This is a genomic window from Streptomyces afghaniensis (assembly GCF_044327915.1).
In the GTDB taxonomy this organism is placed as follows: Bacteria; Actinomycetota; Actinomycetes; order Streptomycetales; family Streptomycetaceae; genus Streptomyces; species Streptomyces afghaniensis.
The window spans coordinates 60,636-74,423 of record NZ_JBIRGJ010000007.1 but is presented as its reverse complement, the minus strand read 5'-3'; the positions used below and the strand labels follow the sequence as shown (position 1 = coordinate 74,423).

Below are 13,788 nucleotides of genomic sequence, written 5' to 3'. Positions count from 1 at the left end.
GGGCGGGGTGAGGGGCGGGCGCGTCAGAGCTTTCCGCCCCGCCCGCCGTCGCGCCGCGCGGGGGAGATGAGTGTCGACAGATAGGGCAGGGGAGTGCCGTCGAGTTCGGCGGCCGGCCGGATCGACTCCTCCGTCAGCCCCAGGGCCGATCCCCACACCGCGTCGCCGATCCGCCCGGTCTCCCGCAGCGCCTCGGCGACCTCGTGCGCCTGCCGACCGAACTTGTAGGCGACGACGGTCCCGGGCCCGGCGAGGGCCTCCTTGAGCACCGTCGCCCCCGCCGTGACGGGCACGAGCGTGAGCGGCTCGGTCCCCTCGGTCAGCACGGCACCCGACCGCGCGGCGAGGTCCTGCATGGCGGTGATCCCGGGCACCGTGTCGACGACGGTCCCCGGCACCAGCTCGGCGACGGTCTGGGCGAGATACGTGAACGTGGAGTACACGTTGGGATCCCCGATGGTCGCGAAGGCGACGGCACCGTGCCCGCGCAGCAGCTCGGCCACCCGCTCGCCCGCCGCGTCCCAGGCCGCCTCGCGCCGCGCCCGGTCGCTCCGCTCGTTCAGCGCGAACACGACCCGGACGACCTTCTCCTCGGGCACGTAGTGCAGCACGGTCGCCTCGGCGCGCCCGCGCTCTCCCGTGTCCATGACGGGCACGACGACGACCTCGGCTTCCCGCAGGGCGTTCACGCCCTTGACGGTCACCAGCTCGGGATCCCCCGGCCCGACCCCGACCCCGACCAGCCTGCTGCTCATGACGTCCGGCACCTCTCCACGAACCGACGGGCGACACCGGGCTCCGCCGCCCAGTGCGTGTGCAGATAGCTCGCGTGCACACCGCGCCGCACGAACCCCTCGACGCGCCGCTGAGGGGTCCTGAGGCCCCAGGCGGGTTCGGCACCCGCCCCGGGCTCCACGACGGTCCGGTGGAACTCGTGCCCGCGCAGCCGTGTCCCCGCCGCCGCGAGCACACTGTCGCCGACTGCCACCGCGTCCCGATACCCCAGGGTCAGCCGTCCGGTCATCCGCGCCCCGGCGTCCAGCACCCCGCACATCGGCTGTCCGTCCAGCTCGCGGCACAGATACAGCAGCCCGGCACACTCGGCGGCCACCGGAGCGCCGCTCTCCGCCAGGTGGGCAACGGCCTTGCGCAGGGGTTCATTGGCGGACAGCTCGGCGGCGTACACCTCGGGGAACCCGCCCCCGATCACCAACCCCCGCGTCCCTTCGGGCAGTTCCTCGTCCCGCAGCGGATCGAAGGGCACGACGTCGGCACCGGCGGCGGCGAGCAGCTCGGTGTTCTCGGCGTAGGAGAAGGTGAAGGCTTCACCGCCGGCGACGGCGACCACCAGCCCGTCCGGCGTTTGAGGACGAGGCCGTTCAGGCCGATCGGGGGTCCAGGGGGCGGAGCCCCCCGGCGGGGTCGAAGGGGCGGAGCCCCTGGAGGACGGGACGGGTAGGGGCGGCGGGGGCGAGGAAGCCACTGCCGCAGCCGCATCCCAGGCCTCGCACGCCAACACCCCCGCGCTCCGCGCCAACCCCATCAACCCGTCGAGATCACAACCGTCGGAGACCTGCGCGGCCATCGCCGCAACCGCCTCCACGGCCTCGGCCCGCCGCTCGGCGACCGGCACCAGCCCCAGATGCCGCGACGGCGTGTCCACCTGCGGAGCCCGCCGCAGCACCCCGAGCACAGGCACCCCCGTCTGCTCCAGCGCCTCCCGCAACATCTCCTCGTGCCGGTCCGACGCGACCTTGTTCAGAATCACGCCCCCGACCCGCACCTCCGGATCCCAGGAGACGAACCCGTGCACCAGCGCCGCCACCGACCGCGACTGCGACGACGCGTCGACGACCAGCACCACCGGCGCCCGCAACAGCTTCGCGACATGAGCCGTGGAGGCCAGCTCCCCCTCCCCGGCGGCCCCGTCGTACAGCCCCATCACGCCCTCGACGACGGCCAGGTCACACCCGCGCGCCCCGTGCAGGAACAACGGCCCGACCAGCTCCGGCCCGCACAGATACGCGTCGAGGTTCCGCCCCACCCGCCCGGTCGCGAGCGCGTGGTACCCGGGGTCGATGTAGTCCGGCCCGACCTTGTGCGGGGACACGGCGAGCCCCCGCGCGGCGAACGCGGCCATCAGCCCGGTGGCGACGGTGGTCTTGCCACTGCCCGACGAGGGCGCGGCCACGACCAGCCGGGGCACGGACGAGGACATCACCACTCGATGCCCCTCTGCCCCTTCTGCCCCGCGTCCATGGGGTGCTTCACCTTGGACATGTCGGTCACCAGGTCGGCGAAGTCCAAGAGCTTCTCCGGAGCGTTGCGCCCCGTGATCACCACGTGCTGGGTACCGGGCCGGTTCCGCAGCACGTCCACGACCTCGTCCGTGTCCACCCACCCCCAGTGCATCGGGTAGGCGAACTCGTCCAGCACGTACAGCCGGTACGTCTGGGCCGCCAGGTCCCGCTTGACCTGCTCCCAGCCCTCCCGGGCCTTCTCCTCGTTGTCGAGCTGCGCATCGCGCTGCACCCAGGACCAGCCCTCGCCCATCTTGTGCCAGGCGACGGACCCGCCCTCACCGGAGGCACCCAGCACACGCAGCGCGTTCTCCTCGCCGACCTTCCACTTCGCCGACTTGACGAACTGGAACACCCCGATCGGCCAGCCCTGGTTCCAGGCCCTGAGCGCGAGCCCGAAGGCGGCCGTCGACTTGCCCTTGCCGACGCCCGTGTGCACGACGACCAGCGGCCGGTTCCGGCGCTGTCGGGTCGTCAGACCGTCGTCCGGAATGACACTCGGCTGTCCCTGCGGCATTACGCGGCCCTCCTCGAAGTCCCCTGCACATCCCTGACCAGCCCGGCGATCGAGTCGGCCCGCAGCTCGTCCAGCGTGACGGCGGTGCCGCCCAGCTCACCGGCGAGCTGCCCGGCGAGCCCGAGGCGCACCGGCCCCGACTCGCAGTCCACGACGACGGACGCGACGCCCTCGGCCGCGAACAGCCGTGCCGCCCGCCCGGCCAGGGCGACCGGCTCCGGGCCCCCGGTGGCCCGCCCGTCCGTCACCAGCACGACCAGCGCCCGCCGTGCCGGGTCCCGCAGCCGCTCCACCCGCAGCACGTCGTGCGCGCGCAGCAGCCCGGCGGCCAGCGGCGTACGCCCGCCGGTCGGCAGCGACTCCAGCCGGGCCGCCGCCGCGTCCACCGACGAGGTCGGCGGCAGCGCGACGTCCGCGCCCGAACCCCGGAACGTCACCAGCCCCACCTTGTCGCGCCGCTGGTAGGCGTCCAGCAGCAGCGACAGCACGGCCCCCTTCACGGCACTCATCCGCTGCCGCGCCGCCATCGACCCGGAGGCGTCCACGACGAACAGCACGAGGTTGCCCTCGCGCCCCTCGCGGGTCGCCTGCCGCAGATCGTCCCGGCGCACCACAAGACCCGGCCCGGACCGCCCGCGCGCCCGCTGGTGCGGTGCCGCAGCCTGCACGGTCGCCGCCAGGTGCAGCTTGGTGAGCGCGCCCCGCGGCCGCCGGGACCCGGTCGTCCGCCCGTGCTCGGTGCGCGCCCGCGAACGCCGCCCGGCGGCGCCTTCGCCGATCCCGGGCACGCTCAGCACCTTGGTCCGGAACGGCTCGGCAGCCCGTACGGCCGACTGCTCACCGGCGCCCGACGGCTGCGGCTGCCCGCTCTCCCCGGCCTCGGGCGGAGCCCCGGTGTCATCGCCCTGGGGGCCCTCGTCGGGCTCCGGCTGTCCGCCGCCCCCGCCGCCTCCGTCGGGCCCGTCCGGCCCCTGGTCGGGGTCCGGGTCCGGGTCGTCGTCCCCGGAGAACTCCTCCAGGGTCTCGTCCAGCTTGTCCTCGTCAAGACCCGGCGCGTCGAAGGGATTGCGCCGCCGGCGGTGCGGCAGCGCGAGCAGCGCGGCCTGCCGGACGTCCTCCGCGAGCACGTCCGTACGCCCCGCCCAGGCCGCCAGCGCCGTCGCCGTCCGCGCCATCACGATGTCGGCGCGCATGCCGTCCACCTCGAAGGCCGCGCAGGTCGCCGCGATCTGCCGCAGCGCCCCGTCGCCCAGCCGCACCGACGGCAGCAGCTCCCGTGCCGCGACGATCCGCGCCCGTACGTCGGCCTCCTCGTCCGCCCACCGGGCCGCGAAACCGTCCGGATCGGCGTCGTAGGCGAGCCGCCGCCTGACGACCTCCACCCGCTGCTCGGGCTCCCGCGAGGCCGCGACCTCCACGGTCAGCCCGAACCGGTCGAGCAACTGCGGCCGCAGCTCGCCCTCTTCGGGGTTCATGGTGCCGACGAGCAGGAAGCGGGCCGCGTGCCGTACGGAGACGCCCTCGCGTTCCACGTACGAGGCGCCCATCGCGGCCGCGTCCAGCAGCAGGTCGACCAAGTGGTCGTGGAGGAGGTTGACCTCGTCCACGTAGAGGATGCCGCGGTGCGCGGCGGCGAGCAGGCCAGGCTCGAAGGCCTTCACGCCCTCCGACAGCGCCCGCTCGATGTCCAGCGCGCCCACCAGCCGGTCCTCCGAGGCACCGACGGGCAGTTCGACCATCCGGGCCGGACGGGCATGCCCGGCGGTACCCGGCGCGTGCGGCCCGTCGGGGCAGGCGGGGTCGGGGGCGGAGGGGGCGCAGGAGAAGCGGCACTCCGGGACGACGTCCACCTCCGGCATGAGCGCGGACAGAGCCCGCACGGCCGTCGACTTGGCGGTGCCCTTCTCACCGCGCACCAGCACACCGCCGACCGCCGGCGACACGGCGTTCAGCAGCAGCGCTAGCCGCAGGTCGTCCTGGCCCACCACGGCCGTGAACGGGAACGGGGTGCTCACTTGTCGTCACCTTCCAAGTCGCCTTCGAGCTCCAGGTACGTGGCACGCAGCCGGTCCAGCGTCTCCGCGTCCGGCTCCGCCCACAGTCCGCGATCGGCGGCCTCCAGCAGCCGCTCGGTGATGCCGCGCAGCGCCCACGGGTTGGACGTCTTCATGAACTCCCGGTTCTCCGGGTCGAAGACGTACTCGGCGCTGAGTTTCTCGTACATCCAGTCGTCCACGACCCCGGCCGTGGCGTCGTACCCGAACAGGTAGTCCACCGTCGCGGCCATCTCGAAGGCGCCCTTGTAGCCGTGCCGCCGCATGGCCGCCATCCAGCGCGGGTTGACCACGCGGGCGCGGAACACCCGGTGCGTCTCCTCGCCCAGCGTGCGGGTCTTCACCTGGTCCGGGGTGGCAGAGTCGCCGACGTACGCCTCGGGGCTCGCGCCCGTCAGATGGCGGACCATGGCGACCATGCCGCCGTGGTACTGGAAGTAGTCGTCGGCGTCGACGAGGTCGTGCTCACGCGTGTCGACGTTCTTCGCGGCGACCGCGATCCGCCGGAACGCCGTCTCCATGTCGCCGCGCGCGGCCCGCCCGTCGAGCCCCCGCCCGTAGGCGTAGCCGCCCCACACCGCGTACACCTCGGCGAGGTCCGCGTCGGAGCGCCAGTTGCGGGCGTCGATCAGCGGCAGCAGACCGGCCCCGTACGCCCCCGGCTTGGACCCGAAGATCCGGGCGGTCGCCCGGCGCCGGTCGCCGTGCTCGGCGGTGTCCTCGTCGGCGTGCGCCCGGACGTAGTTCTGCTCGGCGGGCTCGTCCAGCTCGGCGACCTTGCGGACGGCGTCGTCGATCAGCCCCACCACGTGCGGGAACGCGTCCCGGAAGAAGCCGGAGATCCGGACCGTCACGTCGATGCGCGGCCGGCCGAGCTCCTCCGGGGGGATCACCTCGAACCCGGTCACCCGGCGCGAGGCGTCGTCCCACACCGGCCGGCAGCCCAGCAGCGCGAGGATCTCGGCGATGTCGTCGCCCTGGGTGCGCATCGCCGAGGTCCCCCACACCGTCAGGCCGACGGACTTCGGGTACTCGCCCGTGTCGGTCAGATACCGCTGCACCAGCGAGTCCGCGAGCGACTGCCCGACCTCCCAGCTCAGCCGGGACGGGATCGCCTTCGGGTCGACGGAGTAGAAGTTGCGTCCCGTCGGCAGGACGTTGACCAGGCCGCGGGTCGGCGAGCCGGAGGGACCCGCCGGGACGTAACCGCCGTCCAGGGCCCGCAGGATGTGGCCGATCTCGTCGGTGGTCCTGGCCAGCCGCGGCACGACCTCCGTGCAGGCGAACTCCAGCACCGCCACGGCGTCGGCGACGTCCCCGCCGAGCACCTCCCGGACCAGTGCCGGGGCCTCGGCGACCGCCCAGCCGCGCTCCTCCATGCCCTCCGCGATCCGCCGGCACAACTGCTCCAGCAGGTCGATCGCGTCGGCGGCGGTGCGCGCCGGGCCCGCCACCAGCTCCGTCAGCTCCGCGGGGACCTTCTCGGGAGCGCCCGGCTCGGCCAGCAGCTCCTTCTCCACCAGCCCGAAGTGCTCCGCCAGCGCCGCCCGGAGCCCCGGCAGCGCGTCGGCCCGACCGCCCCACACCTGCGAGGCGCGCAGCACCGCGAGCACGAGGTTGACGCGTGGCTCGCCGACCGGGCCGCCGCCCAGGATGTGCAGGCCGTCGCGGATCTGCACGTCCTTGATCTCGCACAGATAGCCGTCGATGTGCATGACGAACTCGTCGAACGCCTCGTCGTCCGGCTGCTCGTCGACATGCAGGTCGTGATGGAGCTCGGCGGCCTTCACGAGGGTCCAGATCTGCGCGCGCACGGCCGGGGCCTTCGCCGGGTCCAGGTCGGAGACGAGCGCGTACTCGTCCAGGAGCTGCTCCAGCTTCGCCAGGTCGCCGTAGGTGTCGGCGCGGGCCATCGGCGGCACCAGGTGGTCGACGACCGTGGCGTGCCCGCGCCGCTTGGCCTGGGTGCCCTCGCCCGGGTCGTTGACGATGAACGGGTAGATCAGCGGCAGCTCCCCGAGCACGGCGTCCGGGGCGCACCCGCCGCTGAGCCCGAGGCCCTTGCCGGGCAGCCACTCCAGCGTGCCGTGCTTGCCCATGTGCACGATCGCGTCCGCGCCGAAACTGTTCTCCAGCCAGCGGTAGGCCGCCAGGTAGTGGTGGGACGGCGGCATGTCCGGGTCGTGGTAGATCGCGATCGGGTTCTCGCCGAAGCCGCGCGGCGGCTGGATCATCACCACGACGTTCCCGAACTGCAGGGACGCCAGCACGATGTCGTCCCCGTCGACGTAGAGGCTGCCCGGCGGCTCGCCCCACGCCTCGGTCATGGCGTCCCGCAGCTCCGGGTCGAGCTTGTCGAACCACGCCCGGTAGTCCGCCAGCGGCACCCGCGCGGGCGCGGCTGCCAGCTGCTCGTCCGTCAGCCACTCCACGTCGTGCCCGCCGGCCGCGATGAGCCGGTGGATCAGCTCGTCGCCGTGGTCCGGGTACTCGGTGAGGCCGTACCCGGCGTCCTTGAGGGCGTCCAGCACCCGCACGGCCGAGGCCGGGGTGTCGAGCCCGACGGCGTTGCCGACCCGCGAGTGCTTGGTCGGGTACGCGGTGAAGACGAGCGCGAGCCTCTTCTCGGCGTTCGCCTTGTGCTTCAACCGTGCGTGCCGTACGGCGATCCCGGCGACCCGCGCGGCCCGCTCCGGGTCGGCGACGTACACGGGCACATCGTCCGCACCCTGTTCCTTGAACGAGAACGGCACGGTGATCAGCCGCCCGTCGAACTCCGGGATCGCCACCTGCATCGCGGCGTCCATGGGGGAGAGGGCGGCGTCGGACGCCTCCCAGGCGCGCCGCGAGGACGTCAGGCACAGCCCCTGCAGCACGGGGATGTTCAGCTCGGCGAGGGCGCCGATGTCCCAGGACTCCTCGTCACCGCCCGCCGAGGCCTGCGAGGCGTGGGTGCCGCCGGCGGCGAGGACGGTGGCGACGAGCGCGTCCGCCCGCCCGAGGATCTCGTACAGCCCCGCGTCGGCCCCGCGCAGCGAACCGCAGTACACGGGAAGCACGTTGGCGCCCCGCGCCTCGATCGCGTCGCACAGGGAGTCCACGAAGGCGGTGTTGCCGCTCAGCTCGTGCGCCCGGTAGAAGAGCACGCCGACGGTCGGCCGGCCCTCGACCTGCGCGCGCTCGCCGCGGACGCCGTACTCCGGCATCCGCTGGGGCGCGGCGAACCCCTCGCCCGTGAGCAGCACGGTGTCGGACAGGAACCGCGCCAGCTCGGTGAGGTTGGGCGGCCCGCCCTCCACGAGGTACTTCAGCGCCTCCGCGACGACACCGGCCGGCACCGACGACTCGGCCATCAGCTCCGCGTCGGGCACCGCCTCGCCGCCCAGCAGCACGGTCGGGACGCCCGAGGCCTTCAGCGCGGCGAGCCCGTCCTCCCAGGCCCGCTTGCCGCCGAGCAGCCGTACGACGGCGATGTCCGCGCCGTCGAGGAGAGCCGGAAGCTCCTCCTGGACATCCACGCGGGTCGGGTTGCCGATCCGGTACGAGGCACCGGAGGCCGCCCGGGCCGCCAGCAGGTCCGTGTCGGCGGTCGACAACAACAACACAGTGCTCATGCGGGTGCTCCCGGTGGAATGAAGGGCAGTCCTCGCGGTGCGCCAGACTCGATGAGCCGCCACAGCGCGTCCGTGTCCGCGTGCTGTTCGATCAGGTCCCCGAGCCGGTCGAGCTGCTCCTCGCGCAGCGCGGCGAACGAGGTGTCCGGCGCCGGTACGAAGCGACGCCCAGCGGCGGCGGCCACCTCGCGCAGGAAGGCCCGCCGGAAGCCGTCCGACTCCAGCGAGCCGTGCCAGTGCGTGCCCCAGGTCTGGCCGACCCGGCAGCCGTCCAGGAAGGGAGTGCCGCCGGTGACGTCGGCGACCCCGTGATGGATCTCGTAGCCCTCCACGCGCTCCCCGAGGGCCTCGCCCTCCGGCCGCGTCAGGGTCTTCTCGCGGGCGAACCGCACCCGCACGGGCAGGACCCCGAGCCCCTCGACATGACCCCGGCGGCTCTCCACGTCGTCCTCGATGTGCTCGCCGAGGATCTGGAAGCCGCCGCAGATCCCGAGGACGGGCCGCTGCTCGGCGGCCCTGCGCACGAGCGCGTCGGCCAGTCCGCGCTCCCGGAGCCACTCCAGGGCACGGACGGTCCCTCGGGTCCCGGGCACGATGACGAGGTCGGCGTCGGCGAGTTCCTCGGGCCGGTCCACGAACCGCACCACGACTCCGGGTTCGGCGGCCAGCGCGTCCACGTCCGTGAAGTTGGACATGAGCGGAACAGCGCACACGGCGACGCGCAGCACGTCCTCGCCGACCGGCGGGGCGACGACGGACTCCCGGACCGTCCCCCGCAGGGAGACACTCCCCCAAGCTCTCGACTCCGCTCGAGCAGGGGGGACCCCCATCCCGTCCTCCTCGTCGATCCCCAGCCCGTGCCGGAAGGGCAGGACGCCGTACGTACGCCGCCCGGTGAGGCCGAGCAACATGTCGAGCCCCGGCTCCAGCAGGGAGACGTCCCCCCGGAACTTGTTGACGAGGAACCCGGCGACGCAACTCTGGTCCTCGCGCGACAGCAGCGCCACGGTCCCGAAGAACGAGGCGAAGACACCGCCCCGGTCGATGTCGCCGACGACGAGCACGGGGAGCCCGGCGCCCCGGGCGATCCCCATGTTGACGATGTCGGTCCGCCGCAGATTGATCTCGGCGGGACTGCCCGCCCCCTCACAGATCACCGCGTCATACGTGCCCCGCAACTGCTCCAGGCAGTCCAGCACGGTCCCGAGCAGCTGCTGCTGCCGTCCGCCGTGGTACCCGCGTGCGCTCAGCTCCCCGACCGGCTTGCCCAGCAGCACGACCTGACTGCTGCGCTCGCCACCGGGCTTGAGCAGCACCGGGTTCATCAGCGCGGTCGGCTCGACGCGGCAGGCCTGCGCCTGCATGGCCTGCGCGCGCCCGATCTCGGCGCCTTCCTTCGTCACGAAGGAGTTGAGGGACATGTTCTGCGCCTTGAAGGGCGCCACCTTGACGCCCTGTCGCACCAGCCACCGGCAGATCCCGGCGGTCACGACGCTCTTGCCGGCGTCGGAGGTGGTACCGGCGACGAGAAGTCCACCGCCCGTCATGACGTACGCCCTTTCGCGATGCGGCGCGCGGCGACACAGACGCCGAGCGCGAGCCAGCCGACACGCCTGGACAGCCGTACGGCCCGTTCGATGTCCCGGGTGCGGACGGCGCGACCGGCCGCCCCGTTGAGCACGGGCCGGTGCTCGACGCGCCCGCCGTACGACAGCGTCCCGCCCAGCCGCACCCCGAGCGCCCCCGCGAACGAGGCCTCCACAGGCCCGGCGTTGGGGCTCGGATGCCGGTCGGCGTCGGCACGCCAGGCCCGCGCCGCTCCCCGTGGATCGTCTCCTGCCAGGACCGCGAGCACGGCGGTCAGCCGGGCCCCGGGCCAGCCCGCGAGATCGTCCAGCCGCGCGGAGGCCCACCCGTAGCGCCGGTACCGCGCCGACTTGTGCCCGACCATGGCGTCGAGGGTGTTGACGGCCCGGAACCCGACGAGCCCCGGCACACCACCGACGGCCCCCCACACGAGCGCCCCCACGACCGCATCGGAGGTGTTCTCCGCGACGGACTCGACCACGGCCCGGGCGATCCCGTCGGCGTCGAGCGCCTGTGGATCCCGCCCGCACAGATGCGGCAGCCGCGCCCGGGCCCCCTCGACGTCCCCCGCCTCCAGGGCACGCCCGATGGCCCGGGCCTCCCGCGCGAGCGAAGTCCCCCCGAGCACGGCCCAGGTGGCGGCAGCCGTCAGCGCGACGGACGCGGCGGCGGAGTCCCGCACGGCACGCGCGGCGGCGCCCCCGAGCGCGACGGCACCTCCGGCGCACACCACGGTGTGCAGCGCGCCCCACCCCCGGTGGTCCCGCCACAACACCCGTTCCACGGCGCCCGCGGTCCGTCCGAACACGGCGACCGGATGCCCCCGGCGGGGATCGCCGAGCAGCAGGTCACCGATCAGACCGGCGGCGGCGCCGTACGCGAAGACGCGACCGGCACCCATGGGCTCAGCCGGCCGCAGGGGCGGGCAGGGGTGGGGTACTGAACCTCGATCGGCAGCCGCGCATGGCGATATGTCCTCACTCAGGGTGTCCACGCCCTGGTTCGACTAGACCGGCGGTGAGAGTTCCTGGCTCCCGGGGATTGCTACCCCGGTGACAGTGGCGGGACCGCGCCGGACTCGCACCGGCTTCCTCTCCTGCCGCCGTACTGGCCCCGGCAGTCCACCACGGCCGGGAACGGCCGTCAACTTGCCGTTGACCTGCGAGGGGAGAGTGTGGAGAAGCCCACACCGCCGCTCTGACACCGAGTTGGTGTCCCCCCGCCACACGACGACCGGGCGGTACGGGACCCAAGTCCCGTACCGCCCGGCGGAGTCGATCGTGATCAGGCCACGATCAGATAGATCCCGTATCCCACGGCAGCCGCACACGCCGCGAAGCACGCGTACGCGCCCGTCACCGCGAGCCCCGCGGACCCGCCCTCCGCGGCCGCCCGCTCGTGGCGGGACAGGCCGGTGATGCCGAGGGTGAACAGGGCCACCAGGGCCACGGTGACCACGAGGCTGACACCGAAGACGGCGCCGAGGGCCGCCCAGTCGATCTTCATGGCAGAGGTTCTCCTTGTAACCGAGTGGGCGGGGTCAGACCGGGGTGGTCGTGGTGGAGGGCTCGCGTTCGGCCGAGGCCTGCGCCGGGATCGTGACGCTCGGCCCGTCCGTGGCCGTGCCGCCCGCCGGAGGCGGGGTCACCGCGGCCATCGCCGTGGTGACCACACCGGCCGGCTCCGCCACGTCGGCGTCGTTGACGTTGGTGTGGTCGACGACCTCACGCCGCGAGATCTTCCAGATCGCCGCGCTGGAGGCGACGAGGAAGACGGCGACCACCGCGGTGCCCCAGCTGCCGAAGCCGGTGACGTACTCGGCGAGCGCGCCCACCAGGGCCGCCGCCGGCAGCGTCAGACCCCACGCGACGAACATCCGCGTCGCCGTCGACCAGCGGACGACGCCGCCCTTGCGGCCGAGCCCCGCGCCCATCACCGAGCCGGACACGGAGTGGGTGGTGGACAGGGAGAAGCCGATGTGCGAGGAGGCCAGGATGACCGTGGCCGCGCTGGTCTGGGCGGCGAAGCCCTGCTGCGGCTGGAGGTCGGTCAGGCCCTTGCCCATGGTGCGAATGATGCGCCAGCCGCCGAGGTACGTGCCGAGCGCGATCGCGAGACCCGCCGAGAGGATGACCCACATGGGCGGGTCGGAGTCGGGGGCGACGGCGCCGCCGGCGACCAGGGCGAGGGTGATGACACCCATCGTCTTCTGGGCGTCGTTGGTGCCGTGGGCCAGCGAGACCAGACCCGCCGAGGCGATCTGGCCCGCCCGGTAGCCCTTCTCGGAGGCCTTGCCGTCGGCCTTCTTGCCGAGGGAGTACGTCAGCCGGGTGGCGAGCAGTGCCGCGATGCCCGCGACCACCGGGGCGGCGATCGCCGGGATCAGCACCTTGGTGACCAGGACGTCACCGTGCACCGCGCCGACGCCCGCCGAGGCGATCGTGGCGCCGATCAGGCCGCCCATAAGGGCGTGCGAGGAACTGGACGGCAGGCCCACCAGCCAGGTCAGCAGGTTCCAGAGGATCGCGCCGACCAAGGCCGCGAAGATGACCTCGGGACGGATGCCGGCCTCGTCGACGAGGCCTTTGGAGATCGTGTTGGCGACTTCCACGGACAGGAAGGCGCCGACCAGGTTCAGGACCGCGGACATGGCCACTGCGACCTTGGGTCTCATGGCGCCCGTGGAAATGGTCGTGGCCATCGCGTTCGCGGTGTCGTGGAAACCGTTCGTGAAATCGAACGCGAGTGCGGTTACCACCACAATCGCGAGGATCAGCGAGAAGCTTTCCATTTACCCAGGCAATCGTTCGAGGTCGTTGGCCGGACGAACGTAGGTAACCTGAGTGAACGGAAGATGAACTGGGAGGGGCGCTGGGATGTCCACGACCGAGGGTTACCGTTCCGCCCTGCTGTGAGGCTCCCCACGCCCCCGAAGGCTAGGCGCCGCGCGCGAACTGTTTCAGCCGATCGAGTGACCCGTCGAACAGGTTCTGATCACCCGGCAGGGTCCCCGATCCGTTGTCGTACTGCCAGAAGGTCCACGAGGACCAGCCGGCCGGCAGGGTGCCCGCGCTCGCGGCGTCGTAACGGGCTATCCACAGGGGGTGGTCGGCGGCGAAGGCGCGGCTGCCGCCCGTGCAGGTGTTCCACCAGTGGGTGGTCGTGTAGATCACCGGGCGGCGTCCGGTGAGCCGCTCGACCTCGTCGCTGAACGACCTGATCCAGCCGACCATCCTCGCCCTGCTCAGGCCGTAGCACTTGTGCTTCTTGTCGTACGGGTTGTACTCGATGTCGAGCGCGGGCGGCAGCGTCCAGCCGTCCGCGGTCCAGCCGCCGCCATTGCGTACGAAATGCGCCGCCTGCGCCTGGCCCGACGACCTGTCGGGCACCGCGAAGTGGTAGGCGCCGCGGACGAGACCCGCCGTGCGCGAGCCGTTGTACTGCCGGCCGAAGTAGGGGTTGCGGTAGGTCGTGGACTCCGTCGCTTTGACGTAGACGAACCTGGCGCCTTTCGCCTTCGCGCCCTGCCAGTCGATGTTCTTCTGGTGCGACGAGACGTCGTGTCCCTTCGGGCGGCTCGCCCCCGAGGCGGGAGCCTCGGCGAGGGCGGTGCCTCCCAGCGCGAGTGCCGCCGCGTACGCGGCGAGCCATCGGGCTCGGTGTCGGAACGGTATGCGGTCACGGGCCATGGTTCCCCCCGGAATGGCGACGTGCAC

At 73.0% G+C, this 13,788-nt stretch carries 10 protein-coding genes and 1 riboswitch; all 10 genes read right to left on the bottom strand.

Features of this window, described 5'->3' with window-relative positions; all coding sequences use genetic code 11:
* Positions 1–23: 23 nt before the first annotated feature.
* Entirely contained in the window at positions 24–755 is a 732-nt protein-coding gene (gene cobI, locus ACH4G3_RS26130) for a precorrin-2 C(20)-methyltransferase (RefSeq protein ID WP_397626793.1), read from the bottom strand.
* Positions 752–2,218, bottom strand: a complete 1,467-nt coding sequence (locus ACH4G3_RS26125; protein ID WP_397626792.1) for a cobyrinic acid a,c-diamide synthase CobB — start codon at positions 2,216–2,218, stop codon at positions 752–754. Before ACH4G3_RS26125 ends, cobI begins: the two co-directional genes overlap by 4 nt.
* Positions 2,218–2,817, bottom strand: a complete 600-nt coding sequence (gene cobO, locus ACH4G3_RS26120) for a cob(I)yrinic acid a,c-diamide adenosyltransferase (protein WP_086565657.1) — start codon at positions 2,815–2,817, stop codon at positions 2,218–2,220. Before cobO ends, ACH4G3_RS26125 begins: the two co-directional genes overlap by 1 nt.
* On the bottom strand, positions 2,817–4,832 hold the full coding sequence (locus ACH4G3_RS26115; protein WP_397626791.1) for a putative cobaltochelatase: 2,016 nt from the start codon (positions 4,830–4,832) through the stop codon (positions 2,817–2,819). The genes cobO and ACH4G3_RS26115 overlap by 1 nt, the downstream gene beginning before the upstream one ends.
* Positions 4,829–8,485 carry a cobaltochelatase subunit CobN gene (gene cobN, locus ACH4G3_RS26110; protein WP_397626790.1) on the bottom strand — a complete coding sequence of 1,219 codons (3,657 nt, stop codon included), beginning with the start codon at positions 8,483–8,485 and terminating at the stop codon, positions 4,829–4,831. Before cobN ends, ACH4G3_RS26115 begins: the two co-directional genes overlap by 4 nt.
* Positions 8,482–10,032 (bottom strand): cobyric acid synthase, encoded by a 1,551-nt coding sequence (locus ACH4G3_RS26105; RefSeq protein WP_397626789.1) that lies wholly within the window; start codon positions 10,030–10,032, stop codon positions 8,482–8,484. The genes cobN and ACH4G3_RS26105 overlap by 4 nt, the downstream gene beginning before the upstream one ends.
* Positions 10,029–10,973 carry a cobalamin biosynthesis protein gene (locus tag ACH4G3_RS26100; RefSeq protein WP_397626788.1) on the bottom strand — a complete coding sequence of 315 codons (945 nt, stop codon included), beginning with the start codon at positions 10,971–10,973 and terminating at the stop codon, positions 10,029–10,031. Before ACH4G3_RS26100 ends, ACH4G3_RS26105 begins: the two co-directional genes overlap by 4 nt.
* Before the next feature lie 101 nt (positions 10,974–11,074).
* Positions 11,075–11,213: riboswitch (cobalamin riboswitch) on the bottom strand.
* Positions 11,214–11,356: 143 nt separating this feature from the next.
* Positions 11,357–11,578, bottom strand: a complete 222-nt coding sequence (locus tag ACH4G3_RS26095) for a hypothetical protein (protein ID WP_397626787.1) — start codon at positions 11,576–11,578, stop codon at positions 11,357–11,359.
* 34 nt (positions 11,579–11,612) lie between these two features.
* Positions 11,613–12,863, bottom strand: coding sequence for an inorganic phosphate transporter (locus ACH4G3_RS26090; protein WP_397626786.1), 1,251 nt, complete (start codon positions 12,861–12,863; stop codon positions 11,613–11,615).
* A 145-nt stretch (positions 12,864–13,008) separates the two neighbouring features.
* Positions 13,009–13,761 carry a lysozyme gene (locus ACH4G3_RS26085; protein WP_397626785.1) on the bottom strand — a complete coding sequence of 251 codons (753 nt, stop codon included), beginning with the start codon at positions 13,759–13,761 and terminating at the stop codon, positions 13,009–13,011.
* Positions 13,762–13,788 lie beyond the last annotated feature (27 nt).

Bases quoted from the DNA above. Each gene is read 5' to 3' on its own strand.
- ACH4G3_RS26100 (WP_397626788.1), bottom strand. From the start codon at position 10,973: ATGGGTGCCGGTCGCGTCTTCGCGTACGGCGCCGCCGCCGGTCTGATC.
- ACH4G3_RS26085 (WP_397626785.1), bottom strand. From the start codon at position 13,761: ATGGCCCGTGACCGCATACCGTTCCGACACCGAGCCCGATGGCTCGCC.
- cobN (WP_397626790.1), bottom strand. From the start codon at position 8,485: ATGAGCACTGTGTTGTTGTTGTCGACCGCCGACACGGACCTGCTGGCG.
- cobI (WP_397626793.1), bottom strand. From the start codon at position 755: ATGAGCAGCAGGCTGGTCGGGGTCGGGGTCGGGCCGGGGGATCCCGAG.
- ACH4G3_RS26090 (WP_397626786.1), bottom strand. From the start codon at position 12,863: ATGGAAAGCTTCTCGCTGATCCTCGCGATTGTGGTGGTAACCGCACTC.
- cobO (WP_086565657.1), bottom strand. From the start codon at position 2,817: ATGCCGCAGGGACAGCCGAGTGTCATTCCGGACGACGGTCTGACGACC.
- ACH4G3_RS26095 (WP_397626787.1), bottom strand. From the start codon at position 11,578: ATGAAGATCGACTGGGCGGCCCTCGGCGCCGTCTTCGGTGTCAGCCTC.
- ACH4G3_RS26125 (WP_397626792.1), bottom strand. From the start codon at position 2,218: ATGTCCTCGTCCGTGCCCCGGCTGGTCGTGGCCGCGCCCTCGTCGGGC.
- ACH4G3_RS26105 (WP_397626789.1), bottom strand. From the start codon at position 10,032: ATGACGGGCGGTGGACTTCTCGTCGCCGGTACCACCTCCGACGCCGGC.